This is a genomic window from Cyclobacterium roseum (genome assembly GCF_010119225.1).
Taxonomy (GTDB): domain Bacteria; phylum Bacteroidota; class Bacteroidia; order Cytophagales; family Cyclobacteriaceae; genus Cyclobacterium; species Cyclobacterium roseum.
The window spans coordinates 42116-60641 of sequence record NZ_WNKF01000019.1 but is presented as its reverse complement, the minus strand read 5'-3'; the positions used below and the strand labels follow the sequence as shown (position 1 = coordinate 60641).

Sequence of the window (18526 nt, the reverse complement as noted above, 5' to 3'; positions counted from 1 at the left end):
TAATTTTATAAAATAATATTTAATTTAAGTCAGAAAATCAAAAGTAAAATATGCCTGAGAATCTATTAAAAGGAAAGAAAGGAATAATTACAGGTGCCCTTGATGAAAATTCCATTGCCTGGCAAACGGCTTTAAAGGCAAAGGAACAAGGGGCAACGTTTGTACTTACAAACGCTCCCATAGCCATGAGAATGGGTGCTATCAAGGAACTGGCAAAAGCCTGCGATACGATTGTCATTCCTGCGGATGCCACCTCCGTAGAAGATATAGAAAAACTTTACGATGAAGCCAAAGAGTACCTGGGAGGAAACTTTGATTTTCTTTTGCACTCCATCGGAATGTCACCCAACGTTCGAAAAGGAAAGGCCTATGGAGATCTGAACTATGAATGGGTTCAAAAATCCTACGACGTTTCGGCGGTTTCTTTCCATAAAATGCTTCAAATAGCAGAGAAAAAAGATATTTTAAATGAATGGGCCTCTGTGGTGGGCTTAAGTTACATTGCGGCTCAGCGGGCCTTCCCGTTCTATTCCGACATGTCCGAAGCAAAAGCCATACTTGAAAGTATTGCCAGAAACTATGGATTGCGATACGGGAAACTAAAGAAAGTGAGGGTCAATACCATCTCCCAATCGCCCACCAAAACCACGGCTGGTTCCGGAATTGGCGGATTCGATGATTTTTACGATTTTGCGGACATTGCTTCTCCCCTTGGAAATGCGTCCGCTGAATCCTGTGCCGAATACATCGTGACCTTATTTTCTGATTTCACCCGGATGGTCACCATGCAAAATCTCTTCCACGACGGAGGCTATTCTTCCTGTGGCATTACACAGGAATTAATTGATGTCTTCGTAAAAAAGAAGTAATAGTTAGGTACCCTTAAAAAAACCGCCCTGGAAAATACTCCAAGGCGGTTTTTTTTTTAAACTAGCTGTTCGAAAATCAAGCCTTTCCGATCTGTTCTGCTACCCAGTCTCCAACTTCAGAGGTCTTATAGGAGGTTCCACCATCTGCCAGGTCTTCCGTCACCATTCCTTTATCCAGGGAGAGGTTCACGGCATCCGATATGGCTTTTGCTTCATCCATCAAACCAAAAGCATACTCAAACATCATGGAGGCAGACAAAATGGTAGCCAGTGGATTGGCAATGTCTTTACCTGCTGCCTGAGGATAGGAACCATGAATGGGTTCAAAGAGCTTGGTTTTAACGCCAATCGAAGCCGAAGGCATCAACCCCATAGATCCACTGATCACGGAAGCCTCGTCTGTAAGGATATCTCCAAAAAGGTTTTCGGTAATCAAGACATCGTAGGCTTTGGGCCATTGAATTAATCGCATGGCTACCGCATCTACGAACTCATATTCTACTTTCACGTCAGGATATTCAGGAGCCAATCGCTGCACTGTTTCTCTCCATAACCTGGACGTTGCCAAAACATTGGCCTTATCCACACAAGTAAGTAACTTTCTGCGCTTTTGGGCAAACTCAAATCCCATGCGGGCTAGTCGCTCGATTTCTTCCACCGAATACACGCAGGTGTCAAAGGCCTTGGTTCCCTGTTCATTTCTTCCCCTGGGCTCTCCGAAGTAAATCCCGCCCGTAAGCTCCCGGAGGAAAACCAGATCCGTTCCTTCTATTCGGTCTCGCTTAAGGGGAGATTTATGTACCAGCGAAGGAAAGGTAAACGTAGGGCGAACGTTGGAAAAAAGCCCTAACCTTTTTCGCATTTCCAGCAGGCCTTGCTCCGGGCGAACTTTTGCGCTGGGATCATTATCAAACCGAGGATCACCTATGGCTCCAAAAAGTACGGCATCGGATTCCACACATACCTGGTGCGTTTCCTCAGGGTACGGGTGACCGACTGCGTCTATCGCTGCAGCCCCCGTAATGGCCTCCTTAAAGGAAATCTGATGTCCAAATTTTTTCCCGACTGCATGAACCACTTTTACTGCCTGCGCAATGACTTCGGGACCAATACCATCACCAGGCAATAGGGCTATATTCATTTCCATATGGATTCTTTTTTTCTGTTTTGTTATTGTTTTTAATTTGTTCGATGATATTTAACATTTTTTCAGTAGCCTTCATGGCCGCAATGGTTTGATCACTGTCCAGGCCCTTGGTTTTAAAGATCCTTCCCGAAAGGTCCCAGGTGACCACGCATTCCACAAAGGCATCTGTTTTTCCTCCCGGCGGGATGCTGATTTGAAAATCAGTAAGTTTTGGTAGTTCTTTATCCAGAGATTTGTAAATCTTCTTCAGGGCTTTCATGAACGAGTCGTATTGACCATCGCCGGAAGCATTCTGCTCATAAAATTCATGGAAAATTTTCACCCGCAACTGGACCGACGGTTTTAATCCTTTTGAATGCACCATGTGGTACCCATCGATCACAATATCCTTGTGAATAGAGTTGTTTTGCAAGACATCGGAAATGATATAGGGCAAATCCTCTGTGGTTACCCTTTCCTTTTTATCACCTAGCTCGATGATTTTCTGAGTTACTTTTGCCAATTCATCCGGTTCCAGAGATATCCCCAATTCCACCAGATTTTTCAATATATTGGCCTTGCCCGAAGTTTTTCCCAGGGCATATTTCCTCGTTCTTCCAAAACGCTCCGGCAACAGATCACTGAAATAAAGATTCTTCTTATTATCCCCATCTGCATGAACACCCGCCGTTTGGGTGAAAACATTTTCTCCAACCACTGGCTTATTGGCTGGAATTCGCAATCCCGCAAATTGCTCAATCAATTTACTGATCCGGTAAATTTTGTTTTCCTGGATATTTAACTCAAAGTCAGTAAAATCCTGAATGACTGCCACGACTGACTCCAAGGGCGCATTTCCTGCCCGCTCTCCTAATCCATTCACCGTAGTATGCAATCCGAGCGCACCCGCCTTTACAGCGGTCAGCACATTGGCGACGGATAGGTCATAATCGTTGTGCGCATGGAAATCAAAATGAACATTGGGAAATTCCCGGCAGATTGCATCCATAAACACCTGCACTTCTTCCGGGCATAAAAGTCCCAGGGTATCCGGAAGCATGATGCGCTTTACAGGTAAATTTGACAGAAACCGGATCATGGACATGGCGTACTCTCTGGAATTCCTCATTCCATTGCTCCAATCCTCCAGGTATACGTTCACTTCAATTCCATTTTCCTGGGCATAGCGGATGGCCTCAGCTATTTCTTCAAAATGAGCTTCCGGCGATTTCTTCAGTTGATGGGTTAGGTGGTTGAGCGAGCCTTTCGTGAGCAGATTCATGACTTTAGCACCGGCATCTACGATCCAATCCACGGATTTTGGCGTATCGACGAAGCCCAGAACCTCCACTTTGTCCAAAAAACCCTTCTCAAAAGCCCAATGGGTAATCTTTTTAACGCCTTCTAACTCTCCTTCCGAAACCCTGGCAGATGCCACTTCGATCCGATCTACCCGCAATTCCTCCAACAAAAGTTTGGCAATCTGTAACTTTTCCGAAGGAAGGAAAGATACACCTGAGGTTTGTTCACCATCCCTCAGGGTGGTGTCCATGATTTCTATTTTCGTTTCTCTACTCATTCCCTTTCCATTAATCAGTCCTTCGGTGTTTCACAACTGAACACGCTTACATTACCTATTGGCCTCAAAGGCTTGGATCTCATCATTCAGATTTAATAAATAATCAATATCATCAAATCCATTTTTCATGTTTTGCTTCTTGTATGAATTAATATCGAAACCCTCTGATTTACCCGTTGATAGCAGTGTGATCGTTTGCTTGTTGATATCCACTTCCACCTCTGTAGCAGGATCCGCCTCCACAGCTTCAAATAGTTCATCCGCAAATTCCGGGGATACGGTTACGGGTAACACCCCAATGTTCAGACAGTTGTTTTTAAAGATATCCGCAAAAAAGCTGGATACCACGCATCGAAATCCGTAATCGTAAATCGCCCAAACGGCATGTTCCCTACTGGATCCCGAGCCGAAGTTTTTACCCGCCAAAAGGATCTTTCCCTCGTAAGTAGGATCGTTTAATACAAAATCCGGCTTTGGATTACCTTCGCTATCGTATCTCCAATCCCTGAATAAATTATCTCCAAAACCTTTCCGTTCCGTTGCTTTTAAAAACCGGGCCGGAATGATCTGATCCGTGTCTACATTTTCAGACGAAAGGGGTACTACCCTGCTGGTCAATATATCAAATTTATCGTATGCCATGGTCTTATTTTTCTAAAGCTAATTCCTCAATCAAATCCCTGGGATCCGTTATTTCTCCCGTAATTGCTACCGCCGCGACTGTTAAGGGTGAGGCCAGAAGTGTTCGGCTCCCCGGTCCCTGCCTTCCTTCAAAATTTCGGTTAGAGGTGGATACGGCATACTTACCCGATGGTATCTTATCATCGTTCATGGCCAGACAGGCCGAACAGCCCGGCTGCCTTAATTTAAAGCCTGCCTCTTCCAGAATTTGAACCAATCCCTCAGCCATGGCTTGCTTCTCTACCTCTCTGGAACCCGGTACGATCCAGGCAGTAATGTTGTCCGCTTTCTTTTTGCCTTTGACGAAATTGGCTACGGTCCGTAGGTCTTCTATTCGGCCATTTGTACAGCTTCCAACAAATACATAATCAATCTTTTTACCCTTCATTGGCTCACCGGGCTTGAATCCCATGTAATCCAGTGATTTGATATAGGATTTCTTTACGCTCTCTTTCATGCCCTCAGTGGTAGGGATATGATCCTTTACCTTTACCCCCATACCCGGATTGGTTCCGTAAGTAATCATGGGTTCAATATCCACTGCGTTATAGTGATATTCCAGATCAAATGTGGCCCCTTCATCTGTTTTCAGGGTTTTCCAATACGCCACTGCCTCATCCCAGGCTGCTCCTTTCGGCGCAAAATCCTTTCCTTTGAGGTAATCAAAGGTGGTTTCATCCGGGGCGATCAATCCTCCCCGTGCACCCATCTCAATGCTCATATTACAAATGGTCATCCTCGCCTCCATACTTAAGGACCGGATGGCACTTCCAGCGTATTCGATGAAGTAACCGGTACCTCCGCTGGCAGAAATCTGAGAAATGATGTATAAGATTATATCTTTGGAGGAAACACCCGGACCTAACTCGCCATCTACCGTAATGCGCATCTTCTTGGCCTTGGCCTGCATGATGCACTGGGTGGCAAAAACCATCTCTACTTCAGAGGTACCAATCCCAAATGCTATGGTTCCAAAGGCTCCATGGGTAGAAGTATGGCTATCTCCACATACAATGGTCATTCCGGGTTGCGTGATTCCTAATTCCGGCCCGATTACATGAACGATCCCATGATGATCTGTTCCCAAATCGTGCAGCTCAATGCCATGTTTGGCGCAATTCTGCCGGAGCTTTTCCACCTGCATCCTGGAAAGCTGGTCTTTAATCGTCTTGTCCTGATCGATGGTAGGCACATTGTGATCGGGGGTGGCTACCGTTCTTTCTGGAAACATGACTTTGTTACCTCGTTTCTCGAGGTTAAGAAATGCTACCGGGCTGGTCACTTCATGGATAAAATGCTTATCTATGAAAAAAACGTCCGGACCATTTGGGATAGATTTGATCACATGAGCGTCCCAAATCTTATCAAATAATGTTTTATTCTCCATCTATAGTATGTTTTTGTCAAGTTGCCTTGACCGGTAATTTATTTAACGCATCTAAAAAGGCTTTTGCGGAGGCCAGGACAATGTCTGTTTCGGAACCAAATCCGTGGTACGGCTTCCCTTCATGCATCAGGCGCATGTGTACCTTGCATGTATCGTCGCTGCCTTTAGTCATGGCCTGAATCAGAAATTCATCCAGAATTACTTCATGTGGTATCAACTGCTTGATGGACTTAATCACCGCATCCACAGGTCCATTACCGATGGAAGACCCCTTCTTTACTTCCTCCCCAATATTCAAGGCAACTTCAGCATACGCTTCTTCCCCTTCTTTTCCCTGATAGGAAATTTCTTCGAGCGCAATAAAAGGAGAATGCTCCAGGTGCTCCCCTAATAAAGAAAGTAAATCTTTCCTTCCTATGTCTCGTTTAGAATCCGCAAGTACCAAAAAGTCTTCGTAGATTTCGTCCAGCTTTTCTTTTTCGAACTCATACCCAAGCAATTTTAGGTGGTGTTTTAGCGCTGCCCTGCCACTCCGGGCGGTAAGCACAATGGAAGACTCTTCTACCCCCACCTCTTTGGGATCGATTATTTCATAATTCTCTCTGTTTTTTAGCACCCCGTCCTGATGGATTCCACTGGAGTGAGCAAAAGCATTCCTGCCCACAATCGCTTTATTTGGCTGAATGGGCATGTTCATCAACTTGGAGATAATCCTGCTGGTTTCGTAAATCTTTTTGGTATTGATATCAGTATACACAGGTATCTCCTTATGGCTTTTGATAGCCATCACCACTTCTTCCAGGGAGGTATTCCCCGCTCGCTCTCCAATACCATTCATGGTAACTTCCACTTGTCTGGCCCCATTCATAACACCTGCCAGGCTATTGGCGGTAGCCAGCCCCAGGTCGTTGTGACAATGGGTGGCAATGATGGCTTGGTCGATATTGGAAACATTTTCTTTGAGGTGACGGATGATTTCTCCATACTGCTCAGGCAGACAATAACCGGTAGTATCCGGAATGTTTACCACCCGGGCACCCGCCTTGATCACAGCCTCCAAAACCTGCACCAGAAATTCCGGTGATGCCCGTCCCGCATCTTCTGCATAAAACTCCACTTCCTCCACCAGGTTCCGGGCAAACTTTACCGCCCGGACGGCTTTTTCCAAAACAGCTTCCGGAGTACTTCTCAACTTATGCTGAATATGATACCCCGACACACCAATGCCGGTGTGAATCCTGCTTCTCTTGGCAAAACGCAAGGCCTCTGCAGCCACTTCAATATCTTTCTCCACCGCCCTGGATAAGGCACAGATAATCGGATGCTCTACTGCCTTGGATATTTCTACAACAGAATTGAAATCCCCGGGGCTGGATACTGGAAATCCAGCCTCGAGAACATCAACTCCCAATGCCTCCAAAGCCTTGGCTACTACAATCTTTTCCCTGGTATCGAGCTGACATCCCGGTACCTGTTCACCATCCCGAAGGGTGGTATCAAATATCCAAAGCTTTTCTGACATAAAATTGATTAATTATTTTCTGGTCTTAATTTACGGACGGTAGATCCTGCCTGCCACATTTCTGATTCTCGCAGTTCTTTCAACTCTTCCTCCAGTTTCACCCGGTAATCAGACTTGCTGTTCGATTCAATAGATTTAGCAGCTTCCTTTCCGGTTTTCACACTATTGTACAATTCTTCGAAAACAGGCTTGGTCGCATCTCTAAAAGGCTTCCACCAATCAAGGGCTCCCCGCTGAGCGGTAGTAGAACAATTGGCATACATCCAATCCATTCCATTTTCTGCGACCAAAGGCATCAGGCTTTGTGTCAATTCTTCCACCGTTTCATTAAATGCTTCTGAAGGGGAATGACCATTGGCTCTTAACACCTCGTATTGGGCAGCAAAGATCCCCTGAATGGCACCCATCAAAGTTCCTCTTTCCCCCGTGAGGTCGGAAGTTACTTCCTTGTAAAAATCCGTTTCGAATAAGTATCCGGAACCTACTCCAATTCCCAAAGCCACAACCCTGTCTCTGGCTTTTCCTGTAGCATCCTGATAAATGGCAAACGAAGAATTCAATCCTCTTCCTTCAACAAACATTCTCCTCAAGGAAGTTCCTGACCCTTTGGGGGCCACTAAGATTACATCCACGTCTTTTGATGGGATGATTCCTGTCTGATCCTTGTAAGTGATCCCGAAACCATGGGAGAAATACAAGGCTTTACCAGGTGTCAGGTGTTTCTTCACCGTTGGCCATAGGGCAATCTGACCGGCATCGGAAAGCAAAAACTGAAGGATGGTACCTCTTTCGCAGGCCTCTTCCAACTCAAAAAGGGTTTCTCCGGGAACCCAGCCATCTGCAATAGCCTTATCCCAGGTTTTGGACCCCTTTCGCTGTCCGACGATGACATTGAAGCCATTATCTTTGAGGTTAAGCGCCTGTCCCGGCCCCTGTACCCCGTACCCCAGTACGGCTATTACTTCATCTTTTAGTACTTCTTTGGCTTTTTCAAGTGGAAATTCTTCCCTTGTTACGACATTTTCTTCAACTGTACCGAACTTCAGTTTCATAATTATATATTAAAATTTAATGTAAATAGGTTACAAATATTTATCGATCGTTTCCATGGGTTTGGCCACCGCCACTCTCCCTGAGCGTACAAATTCCAAGACATTAAAATCCTTTAAAACTTCTAACAGCTCCTGGGTCTCTTCTTTATGCCCCGTCATTTCGATGACCACAAAATCTTTCTCCGCAGAAATGATCCGGGCATTGTGCTGACGGATCACTTTTTCGAGCCCGGAATCAATGGAGTCAATGGGGATTTTGTACAGGGCAATCTCCTGAAAAACCATTTCATCATCCAGATAATAAAAGGCTTTGATCACATCTATGATTTTTTCTATCTGCTTGGATAGCTGTATGATCTGCTCCTCGCTCGTGGTCACCACAATGCTAATTCGATAGATGCCTTCTTCCCGGCTTTCCGATGCCGTAAACCCATCAATATTGATGCCTCTTCGGGTAAATATCAGCGTAATCCTGCTGAGTATACCAATGAAATTTTCTGTGAAAACAGAAATTGTATATCTCTTATTCATTTGAATCAACTAAGTCTTACTTCTTCTACTGAACTTCCCGTGGCAATCATCGGAAACACGTTGTCTTCTTTTTCTACGACTACTTCTAGAAAATAAGGTCCTTCGTGTACAAACATCTCGGCAACTGCTTGCCGCAGATCTGTCCGCTCATCTACTTTCTGGACTTTGAAATTGTACGCTTCCGCAATTTTAATAAAATCCGGGTTGTCTAATTCGGTAAAGGAATAACGCTTATCAAAGAACAATTGCTGCCATTGCCTTACCATTCCCAGAAAGTTATTATTCAACAACACCACTTTTACCGGTGCCTTAGTCTGCATGATGGTCCCCAATTCCTGAATGGTCATTTGGATGCCGCCATCACCTACTACACAGATAACCTGCCGGTTGTAATCGTGCAGCTGAGCACCCAAAGCCGCCGGAAGGGCAAAACCCATGGTTCCCAGCCCTCCGGAAGTGACCTGCGTACGGGTGGTTTTGTATTCAAAGTACCTCCAGGCGACCATTTGGTGTTGGCCTACATCGGTAACCAGAATGGCATCATCTGCCTTGAATTCGTTGATGTGCCGGATTACTTCTCCCATGGTCAAACCTACTTTGGTCGGCGAAAGGTCGTTTCCGACTACTACGCGCTTTTCCTCGGCTTCGAGCTCTCTGAATTTCATGATCCACTCAGGATGGTTGCCCTTCGCTACCTTTTCGGTGAGCTTTTCCAAACTAACCTTGCAATCTCCCAAAACTGCTAGCTCGCATTTTACATTCTTATCTATTTCTGCCGGATCCAGTTCCAGGTGGATTACTTTTGCCTGCTTGGCATAGCGCTTTACATCCCCGGTTACCCGGTCGTCAAAGCGCATCCCAATGGCAATAAGCACATCGCACTGATTGGTAAGCAAATTGGGGCCATAGTTGCCATGCATTCCCAGCTTTCCGACAAAGTTCGGGTGGCTCTCCGGAAGTGCCCCTGTTCCCAGTAAGGTACAGGCTGCCGGAATGCCGGTTTTGTCCAAGAAGGCACGCAACGCTTTTTCTGCTTTTCCCAAAACAACGCCCTGTCCAAAGAGCACATAAGGTCTTTCGGCCTGGTTAATCAGTGCGGCCGCTTTTTCAATGATATGATCCTCAACTTTTGGATAGGGCCGGTATGACCGGATATTCAGGCAAGGAACGTAATTGAATTCCCCAAGCGCAATTTGCGCATCTTTGGTAATATCTATCAAGACCGGCCCCGGCCGACCCGATCTGGCAATATGAAAGCCCTTGGCAATAGCCGGAGCGATGTCCTCCACTTTTCTGACTTGAATGTTCCACTTGGTACCGGGCATGGAAATACCCACCACATCCGTTTCCTGAAAGGCATCTGTACCCAAAAGCGGAGAGACCACCTGCCCCGTGATACAGACCAACGGAGTACTGTCTATCAGCGCATCCGCAATCCCTGTTATCAAGTTGGTAGCCCCTGGACCGGAGGTAGCCATGCATACACCAACCTGGCCGGAAACGCGCGCATAACCCTGGGCTGCGTGAATAGCGCCCTGCTCGTGTCGGGTAAGGATATGCTGGATTTGATCCATGTAGTCATAGAGGGCATCGTAAACGGGCATGATAGCACCTCCGGGATAGCCAAAAATATACCTGGCATTTTCTGCCACCAATGACTTGATGACAATTTCGGCCCCTCTTATTTGTGAATCATTCATAATCGTTAACTTTTATCGGTCACGCATCCTTCGGATGCCGTAGAAACTAACTGAGAATATTTTTTTAGCGTTCCAATTAAATGGCTTAAATCTTTGTTTACCCAGGATTTTTTTCGCTCTGCAAAGATTTCCTCTGACACATTGCAGCTGATTTCCAGGGTCTCCGCATTGATGGTGACCACATCTCCGTTTTGCAACAGCCCAATCGGTCCTCCTGAATACGCCTCAGGGGTTACATGGCCTACCACAAAGCCGTGGGTACCTCCAGAGAAGCGACCATCAGTGATCAAGGCCACATCGGATCCCAAACCGGATCCAATGATAATGGAGGTCGGTTTCAGCATTTCCGGCATACCGGGGCCTCCTTTAGGCCCTACATACCGGATTACCACCACATCTCCCTTTTGAACTTCCTGGTTTTTCATCGCCTCATTGGCCTCCTGCTCGGAGTTGTATACCTTCGCCGGACCGGTAAAGGAGACCCCTTCTTTCCCCGAAATCTTCGCAACGGCACCCTCTGGTGCCAGGTTACCATTCAAAATACACAGGTGACCTGTTGCTTTGATGGGATCTTCCAACGGGTGGATGACATTGCCTTTTGCAGCCTTCACCGGAGTCACATCGGCCAGGTTTTCAGCCAGCGTCTTACCGGTTACCGTCATACAATCTCCATGAAGCAAGCCGTTATCCAACAAATACTTCATAAAAGCAGGCAACCCACCCTGGTCATGCAAGTCCTCCATTAGGAATTTTCCGCTGGGTTTGAAATCGCCCAACACCGGCGTGGTGGCATTAATCTTTTTGAAGTCCTCCAAACCGAAGTCAATATTGGCTGTTTTTGCAATCGCCAATAAGTGCAACACCGCATTGGTACTCCCCGCTAATGCTACCACTACTCTGACAGCATTCTCCAGACTCTTTCGGGTCAGGATATCCTTTGGCTTCAGGTCCATGGCCAATAAATTAGCGATAAACTCCCCAGCTGCTTCACATTCTGCCGCCTTTTCCTTGGAATTGGCGGGATTGGAAGCACTGTAAGGAAGCGACAATCCCATGGCCTCAATGGCTGATGACATGGTATTTGCAGTGTACATGCCACCACAGGCACCCGCACCCGGACAGGCGTTTTTTATTACTCCCATATAATCCTCATCGTTTATCTCATTTTTGAGGCGCTTTCCATAGGCTTCAAAAGCGGACACGATATTAAGCTTTTCTCCTTTGTACTTTCCGGATCGGATTGTTCCTCCATAGACCATGATGCTGGGGCGATTGACCCGCAGCATGCCCATGATGGCTCCTGGCATGTTTTTGTCACATCCTGCTACCGCAACGATCCCATCAAACGAATGACCTAATATAAATGACTCAATGGAATCGGCAATGATCTCTCTGGATGGCAGGCTATACCGCATACCGGCTGTTCCCATGGAGATGCCATCACTAATTCCAATGGTGTTGAAAACCATGCCTGTGAGTTTCGATTCCACGGCTGAGGCCTTAATGGCCCTCGCAAAATCATTGAGATGCATGTTACAAGGGTTACTTTCATAACCACAACTTGCCACGCCCACAAACGGTTGTTTCATCTTTTCATCTGAAAGACCGGTGGCGTACAACATGGCCATGGAAGCAGGATTTTCCTGGTTATCACTTACCTCCCAACTGTGTTTCTTCGAATTACTCATTATTTTGTATCGGTTTTTTTAAGGACTGGCTTATAAAAAAAAGTGCTTCACTCAAATGAAGCACTTTATTGATTCTTTCTATCGGTAATAGATCAGCGCTTCATCACTTACTAAATGATAATGACAATTAGGACGACGAGGCTGACTAAAACGAACATTTTAAATACCTTTTGATGGGTTTCGTTAATTTTTTCATCTATTTATAATGCAATATTAAAACCCATATTCCACACTTACAATATTTTATTTCTTTTTTTAATTTAATGAAATCAAGAAAATTATGTAATTGAATTTAATTTAGAAATTATAGTTTATTATTACAATTATAGAGAAATTTAATTTTTTAAATTTTATTAATGTAAAAATTTTCAAAATATTATTCTGAGGCAGTTATTTGCTATTTTTTTTGCTTTAAACCACCTTTTATCCCCGGCAGACCCGACATTGCCAGCCCGACAATCCATTTCCAAATCCCCGTATTTACCAGCGGTTTGATACTTTTCCAACACTTTCTTTTACTTTTGAATTCAAATTCGATCTCGCTATGATTTCCTTTCCAAATGCCAAAATTAATCTGGGACTGCATATTCTTAGTAAAAGGAGTGACGGATTTCACGAAATCCAAAGCTGCCTCTACCCCGTTCCCATCAGCGATGCCCTGGAAATTATTCCCGGAACTACCACGGAATTTAGCTGTAGCGGAATCCCCATCCCTGGCGAAAGTACAGGCAACCTGATTCTGAAAGCATACCAATTAATAGCTGCTGATTTCCCCGGTATCTCACCCATTACGGCTCATTTGCACAAGTGCATCCCCATCGGTGCTGGTCTGGGAGGGGGCTCTTCAGATGCCGCATTTGCATTAAAAATGCTTAATGAAATGTTCAAATTAGATCTGAATGATGAGAAATTAAGCGACTATGCCGGGAAATTAGGAAGCGACTGCCCCTTTTTCATCCGGAATGAACCCCAATTGGCGAGCGGTAGAGGGGAACTCCTTGAAAAAATACAAGTCGACCTCGCCGGGAACTGGTTGATCCTCATACATCCGGGTATTCACATAAGTACCCAGGAAGCCTATGCAGGCGTGACACCAGGACCGGCAACAAAAAATATGGCTGAGGTATTGTCCGATCCCTTATCCTGGAAATCTGATCTACTCAATGATTTTGAAAAAAGCATTTTCGCTAACCATCCCGAAATCGCAGCTGTCAAAAGTCATCTTTATCAGGCAGGTGCCTGGTATGCGGCCATGTCTGGTTCTGGATCAGCCGTATTTGGTCTTTTTGAACAAGAACCAAAAAACCTGATTTTTCCCAAAAACTATGTTCGCTTTTCGAAACCACTCTCCTGACCTACTGAATGCGTCGTAATTGACGGACTCTTTTCTGACGAAGAACAAACTGGATGACAGGATACATGCAGACGGAGGCCAAAATGATTCCGGTTCCCCAATAAAATTCCGGACTCATTTTTTCTTCATTCCCAAAGACCAATACCGCTAGTAATATCCCATATACCGGTTCCATATTTATGGTCAGATTGATGGAAAATGCCGTTAGCCGTTTCATCAATTCTACCGACACGGTAAAGGCAAATACGGTACATACCTGAGAAAGGACTAGCAACCAAAACCAATCCCAACCACTGGGAAACCCGGAAAATACACTGTCAGAAAAAAAGAAATAATAAATTGGTAAAAAACACAAAGACAATAAAAACGCACCCCCCATTTCGTAAAAGGAAATGATAAATGGGCTGTGCCTGCGGGTTAGTTTCCCGTTAATGACGGTAAACACGGCGCCAATCATGGCTGAAAATACCGCCATTCCCAACCCCAGCCAATAGCCTGACTCAAACTTAAAAATAACCATCAATCCAATAATGGCCACCAGCCCCAATACCACCTCATACCATTTAATAGGTTGCCGGTTAGCCAGCGGTTCAATCAAAGCGGTCCAAAGCGAACAGGTAGCCATGCCTGCCAGGCAGACCGATGCCGTCGAAAGCTGGGCAGACCAGAAAAACAGCGTCCAGTGAAGGCCGATCAATGCTCCTGTTCCCAGGAACTTTCCCGCATCTTTCAGCAGAACCTGTAGCCTCCTTCCTTTTAACCAAATGAGAATGGCCAGCCCTGCACTGGCAAGCAAGGTGCGGTATAGCACAATCTCTACCGGCGAAATACGGATAAGCAATCCCAAAACAGCGGTAAATCCCCAGATGAGTACGACCAAATGGAGCCAGAGATAATCTTTTATCAGCCCTTGATGCATATCAACGGGGAACGGTCTTGTACAAAACCAGTCCCGTAAGTCCAAAAACGATATTGGGTATCCAGACAGCTAATACGGGATAGGCAGTCCCTGCTTCCGCAAATGTTCGGGAAAGTAAAAAAAGTATGATATACACAAAGGCCAATAGGAACCCCAGGGCAATCTTAAATCCGGACCCACCCCTTGTTTTTTTTGCCGATACGATCACCCCTATAAAGGTGAGTAGGATAGCCGCAAAAGGAGACATAAAGCGCACGTATTTTTCAATCCGGTAATAGCTGATATTATCCGCACCCCGCTCTTCCAGAATTTGAATTTGATCGGTCAACTCGGGAAGGGTAAGGGTCTCATGGTGATTTAGCGGAAGATCGAAATCATCGGGTGTGATCGACAGCGTAGTATCCATCTCGTCTCCGGTAGACCAGTTTTCCTTCATTTCTTCCAATTCACGCAACTTCCAATTTCGGGCACTCCAGACATTTTTAGCGGTATCCCATACGATGCGGTCCGCCGAAAACTTGGATACCAATCTCCCGGAATCTATGTGCTCTAACGTGAAATCACGGCCCGTATTGACGGAAGTATAGTACCTGGAAATGTAGGCATAGACCTCCGGATCCGAAGCTACTTTAATATGAATGTTTTGTTGATTGGATTGGTATTGCTTATCCAGATATTCTTCCTTAAACTCCGAAACTCCGGCCGTTGCTACGGGCAGCACCCAGCCATTGAGAAAAAAACTGACGACAGCTATCAATAAGGCAGAAAATAAAAATGGAACCATCATCCGTAAAAAACTTACCCCGCTACTCAAAATGGCAATGATCTCTGTTCTGCCAGCCATCTTTGAGGTAATAAAAACGACCGAAATGAAAACGGTTATCGGAGTAAGCAAATTATTAAGATACAATCCGTAATTCATCATGTACTGAAGCACTTCACTGGTAGGGACGTTATTACGGATGTAAGTGTCGTTTTTTTCCGTAAAGTCCAGCACCAGCACAATCAGGATCAACATCAAAACCACGAAAAGGTAGGTTTTGAGAAAATCTCTAATGATAAGTTTGTCCAGTAACTTCATTCCAAAGGTTCTTTTATATCGTTTTGAAAAACGGATAAATCCCAGCTAAGTTTATAATCGCCTGTTTACTTTTTCTACCATCTCCGTTTTCCACGATAAGAAGTCTCCGGACTGAATGTGTTCCCGCGCCTGCTCGGTGAGCCAAAGGTAAAAGGATAAATTATGAATGCTTGCAACCTGAGCTGCGAGCATTTCTTTGCTAATGGTCAGGTGCCGCAGGTAGCTTTTGGTGTAAAAGTTACTCACATACGATTGAAATCCTGTATCCAGCGGCGCAAAATCCAATTTCCATTTTTCATTACGAATATTGATAATTCCTTCCGTCGTGAACAACATGCCGTTTCTTGCATTTCGGGTAGGCATGACACAGTCAAACATATCGATGCCCAGCGCAATCCCTTCCAATATGTTGGCTGGCGTACCCACACCCATCAAGTACCGGGGTTTTTCTTCTGGCAAAAGGTCCGTTACCAGATCCGTCATTTCATACATCAACTCGGCCGGTTCCCCTACCGAAAGTCCCCCGATCGCATTCCCCTCCCGGTCCTGATCGGCTACAAAACGGGCGGCATCTTTTCTCAGGTCTTTGTAAGTACTCCCCTGTACGATGGGAAAGAGGGCTTGTTGATACCCATATTTCCCCGCGGTCGTATCAAATCGTTCCATGCATCGCTTCAACCAGCGATGGGTCAGGTCCATGGAAGTTTTGGCATAACTTCGTTCACAAGGGTAAGGCGTGCATTCATCAAAGGCCATGACGATATCAGCACCGATGGTACGTTGGACGTCCATGACTGATTCAGGTGTAAAATGGTGCCTGGATCCGTCGATATGGGATTGGAACAAGACGCCTTCTTCGGATATTTTACGACTTCCTGCCAGCGAAAACACCTGATACCCGCCACTATCAGTAAGGATCGGAGCGGACCAGCCCATAAATTTATGCAAGCCGCCAGCAGTTTCCAGGACCTCCAGCCCGGGCCGAAGGTATAGGTGATAGGTGTTGCCTAATATGATCTGAGCCTTCACATCATAAGTCAACTCCCGCTGGTGTACTGCTTTGACAGACCCGGCCGTACCCACGGGCATAAAGATGGGGGTTTTGATTTCCCCATGGTCGGTTAGGATTTTGCCAGCTCTGGCTTTGGTAGCCGGATCCTTTTGTAGAAGTTTAAATTTCATTCCTGCCTTTCATTGAAAAATCCCCCATTTACTCCGTATATTTGGGCACAAAAATAGGGGCATTTCTGCAAAAGAAACGAAATTTTTGATTTAATCTTACCCTACCTACTGAGCGGAATACTATGGAAATGATAATTTGGGGGCTGTTTTTTTTGGCTGCGGGAATTCAGTTTACCTATTTACTCTTTGTTTTCGGCAGGTTTGCCTTATTCTACAAAGATAAAGGGGAACAAGACCTGGATTTGAATACGAGTGGGGTATCCGTTATCATTGCAGCAAAGAATGAAGCCGCACATCTAAAGGACCTCCTTCCACTGCTAATGCAGCAGGATTACCCGGATTTTGAAGTAATCATCGTTAACGACCGTTCTACCGACGGATCAGAGGAGTTACTAGCAGCCTTCGCAAAGGAATATGCCAATCTGCGATCCGTAACCATCCGTTACACACCGGCACACCTGACTTCTAAAAAATATGCCCTTACGCTGGGGATCAAAGTTTCCACATACGATACCGTGTTGCTGACAGATGCCGATTGCAGGCCCGTTTCCTTGAATTGGATCAAAAGAATGTCGGCTCCCATAAGAAATGATCAAAAGACCTTTGTGCTGGGACACGGATCCTACCTGGCCTTGCCGGGCTTGCTCAATAAAATTATTCAGTTTGAAACCCTGATGACGGCGATTTATTATTTTTCATTCGGATATTGGAAATCCCCATTTATGGGCGTGGGCAGGAATCTTTGTTACCGTAAGGATTTTTTTATGGAGAAAAAGGCCTTTAAATCCCTCTGGCATATTGAAGGAGGAGATGATGATTTGTTTGTAAACCGATATGCAAATTCAAAAAATACGGCCATCGTCGCTCATCCGGAAAGCATCACCGTGTCAGAACCCAAAACCAGTTTCAAGGAATATTTTGTGCAAAAAAAGCGGCATTTTCATGCGGGAAAATATTACCAGGCGAAAGACAAACTAAAATTGGGGCTGTATACGTTAAGTCATTTGGTGTTTTGGTTTGCAGGCCTCGGGATTGTTATTCTTGACAGCTCCTGGGAACCAATTGCCTTGGTATTGGGGTTAGTTTTGGCAAGAGCCATGCTTCAATATTATATCATTGGCGAAGCCAGAAAAAAATTGGAAGGCAAAGGAAAAGTGATATGGACCTTGTTTTTCGATTTGATGTACATGATGAATTATTGGGTTCTGGGTGTGCAAGGCTACCTTTCAAAAACGGTTAAATGGAAATAAACGAACGAGGATTTTCAGAAAAGGCATTGGAGGATTTTGAACTGATCGATAAGGCGGTCAGGGAAAAAGATCAGCAGGCCTATGCCTCGCTGATGAAGCGTTATAAAAAAGCCGTTTATTTCATGATCCTGAAAATGATCCGGGACGCAGATGATGCCGAAGACCTGACCATGGAAGCATTTGCCAAGGCATTCCGAAACCTGCATAAGTTCAAAAAAGACTATACCTTCAGCACCTGGCTTTTCCGGATTGCCACGAATAATGCCATCGATTTTATCCGCAAAAAGAAGCTCAAAACCATGAGCCTGAACAATACCATGACGGATGATGGTGGCAATTCCGTTACCATCGATATTGAAGACGATGACAACAATCCTCAAGATGAATATATCAAATCCCAGCGAAAAGAAATGGTGCGTCTTTTCGTATCCAAACTTCCCGCCAAATACCGAAAATTGGTAAAATTGAGGTATTTTAACGAGCTTTCCTATGATGAAATTGCAGCGGAACTGGGGAAACCTCTTGGTACGGTAAAGGCCCAGTTACACCGCTCCAGGGAATTACTTTTTGAAATCGCCCAGGGTAAAAACAAGCATATCTAAACC

At 45.2% G+C, this 18526-nt stretch carries 16 protein-coding genes; 4 read left to right on the top strand and 12 right to left on the bottom strand.

Annotated features, from left to right (window positions below; all coding sequences use genetic code 11):
• The first annotated feature begins 50 nt into the window (after positions 1–50).
• Positions 51–869, top strand: coding sequence for an enoyl-ACP reductase FabI (locus GJQ68_RS19955; RefSeq protein ID WP_162419038.1), 819 nt, complete (start codon positions 51–53; stop codon positions 867–869).
• Positions 870–945: 76 nt separating this feature from the next.
• Here GJQ68_RS19955 and leuB read toward each other — a convergent pair whose 3' ends face one another.
• From leuB to ilvD, 9 genes are read right to left on the bottom strand one after another with little or no spacing between them, the layout of a single operon-like run.
• Positions 946–2016, bottom strand: coding sequence for a 3-isopropylmalate dehydrogenase (leuB, locus tag GJQ68_RS19950; protein ID WP_162419037.1), 1071 nt, complete (start codon positions 2014–2016; stop codon positions 946–948).
• A complete protein-coding gene (locus GJQ68_RS19945) occupies positions 1985–3574 on the bottom strand; it encodes an alpha-isopropylmalate synthase regulatory domain-containing protein (protein WP_162419036.1) in 1590 nt (529 codons plus the stop codon). The genes leuB and GJQ68_RS19945 overlap by 32 nt, the downstream gene beginning before the upstream one ends.
• Before the next feature lie 51 nt (positions 3575–3625).
• Positions 3626–4216 (bottom strand): 3-isopropylmalate dehydratase small subunit, encoded by a 591-nt coding sequence (leuD, locus tag GJQ68_RS19940; protein ID WP_162419035.1) that lies wholly within the window; start codon positions 4214–4216, stop codon positions 3626–3628.
• A 4-nt stretch (positions 4217–4220) separates the two neighbouring features.
• Positions 4221–5642: a 3-isopropylmalate dehydratase large subunit gene (leuC, locus tag GJQ68_RS19935; protein ID WP_162419034.1), complete on the bottom strand. Its 1422-nt coding sequence runs from the start codon at positions 5640–5642 to the stop codon at positions 4221–4223.
• Between the two features lie 16 nt (positions 5643–5658).
• A complete protein-coding gene (locus GJQ68_RS19930; protein ID WP_162419033.1) occupies positions 5659–7164 on the bottom strand; it encodes a 2-isopropylmalate synthase in 1506 nt (501 codons plus the stop codon).
• Between the two features lie 8 nt (positions 7165–7172).
• Positions 7173–8216: a ketol-acid reductoisomerase gene (gene ilvC / locus GJQ68_RS19925; protein WP_162419032.1), complete on the bottom strand. Its 1044-nt coding sequence runs from the start codon at positions 8214–8216 to the stop codon at positions 7173–7175.
• A gap of 30 nt (positions 8217–8246) precedes the next feature.
• Positions 8247–8747 carry an acetolactate synthase small subunit gene (gene ilvN / locus GJQ68_RS19920; protein ID WP_162341432.1) on the bottom strand — a complete coding sequence of 167 codons (501 nt, stop codon included), beginning with the start codon at positions 8745–8747 and terminating at the stop codon, positions 8247–8249.
• A 5-nt stretch (positions 8748–8752) separates the two neighbouring features.
• Complete coding sequence (gene ilvB, locus GJQ68_RS19915; protein WP_162419031.1) at positions 8753–10447, bottom strand: biosynthetic-type acetolactate synthase large subunit; 1695 nt, start codon at positions 10445–10447, stop codon at positions 8753–8755.
• 5 nt (positions 10448–10452) lie between these two features.
• A complete protein-coding gene (ilvD, locus tag GJQ68_RS19910) occupies positions 10453–12135 on the bottom strand; it encodes a dihydroxy-acid dehydratase (RefSeq protein WP_162419030.1) in 1683 nt (560 codons plus the stop codon).
• 544 nt (positions 12136–12679) lie between these two features.
• On the opposite strand from ilvD, the gene ispE reads away from it, so the two are divergent.
• Positions 12680–13489 carry a 4-(cytidine 5'-diphospho)-2-C-methyl-D-erythritol kinase gene (ispE, locus tag GJQ68_RS19905; RefSeq protein WP_162419029.1) on the top strand — a complete coding sequence of 270 codons (810 nt, stop codon included), beginning with the start codon at positions 12680–12682 and terminating at the stop codon, positions 13487–13489.
• Position 13490: 1 nt separating this feature from the next.
• On the opposite strand, the gene GJQ68_RS19900 is transcribed toward ispE, so the two are convergent.
• Genes GJQ68_RS19900 through tgt form a run of 3 tightly spaced genes read right to left on the bottom strand, consistent with a single transcriptional unit; the run spans position 13491 to position 16671 of the window.
• The gene (locus GJQ68_RS19900) at positions 13491–14408 is read right to left on the bottom strand and encodes a DMT family transporter (protein WP_162419028.1); all 918 of its coding nucleotides are present in this window, start codon (positions 14406–14408) and stop codon (positions 13491–13493) included.
• A 1-nt stretch (position 14409) separates the two neighbouring features.
• The gene (locus tag GJQ68_RS19895; protein WP_162419027.1) at positions 14410–15489 is read right to left on the bottom strand and encodes an LptF/LptG family permease; all 1080 of its coding nucleotides are present in this window, start codon (positions 15487–15489) and stop codon (positions 14410–14412) included.
• Positions 15490–15540: 51 nt separating this feature from the next.
• Complete coding sequence (gene tgt / locus GJQ68_RS19890) at positions 15541–16671, bottom strand: tRNA guanosine(34) transglycosylase Tgt (RefSeq protein ID WP_162419026.1); 1131 nt, start codon at positions 16669–16671, stop codon at positions 15541–15543.
• A 122-nt stretch (positions 16672–16793) separates the two neighbouring features.
• Here tgt and GJQ68_RS19885 point away from each other — a divergent pair, with 122 nt between their 5' ends.
• On the top strand, positions 16794–17921 hold the full coding sequence (locus tag GJQ68_RS19885; protein WP_162419025.1) for a glycosyltransferase: 1128 nt from the start codon (positions 16794–16796) through the stop codon (positions 17919–17921).
• Positions 17912–18523, top strand: coding sequence for an RNA polymerase sigma factor (locus GJQ68_RS19880; protein ID WP_162419024.1), 612 nt, complete (start codon positions 17912–17914; stop codon positions 18521–18523). Before GJQ68_RS19885 ends, GJQ68_RS19880 begins: the two co-directional genes overlap by 10 nt.
• Positions 18524–18526 lie beyond the last annotated feature (3 nt).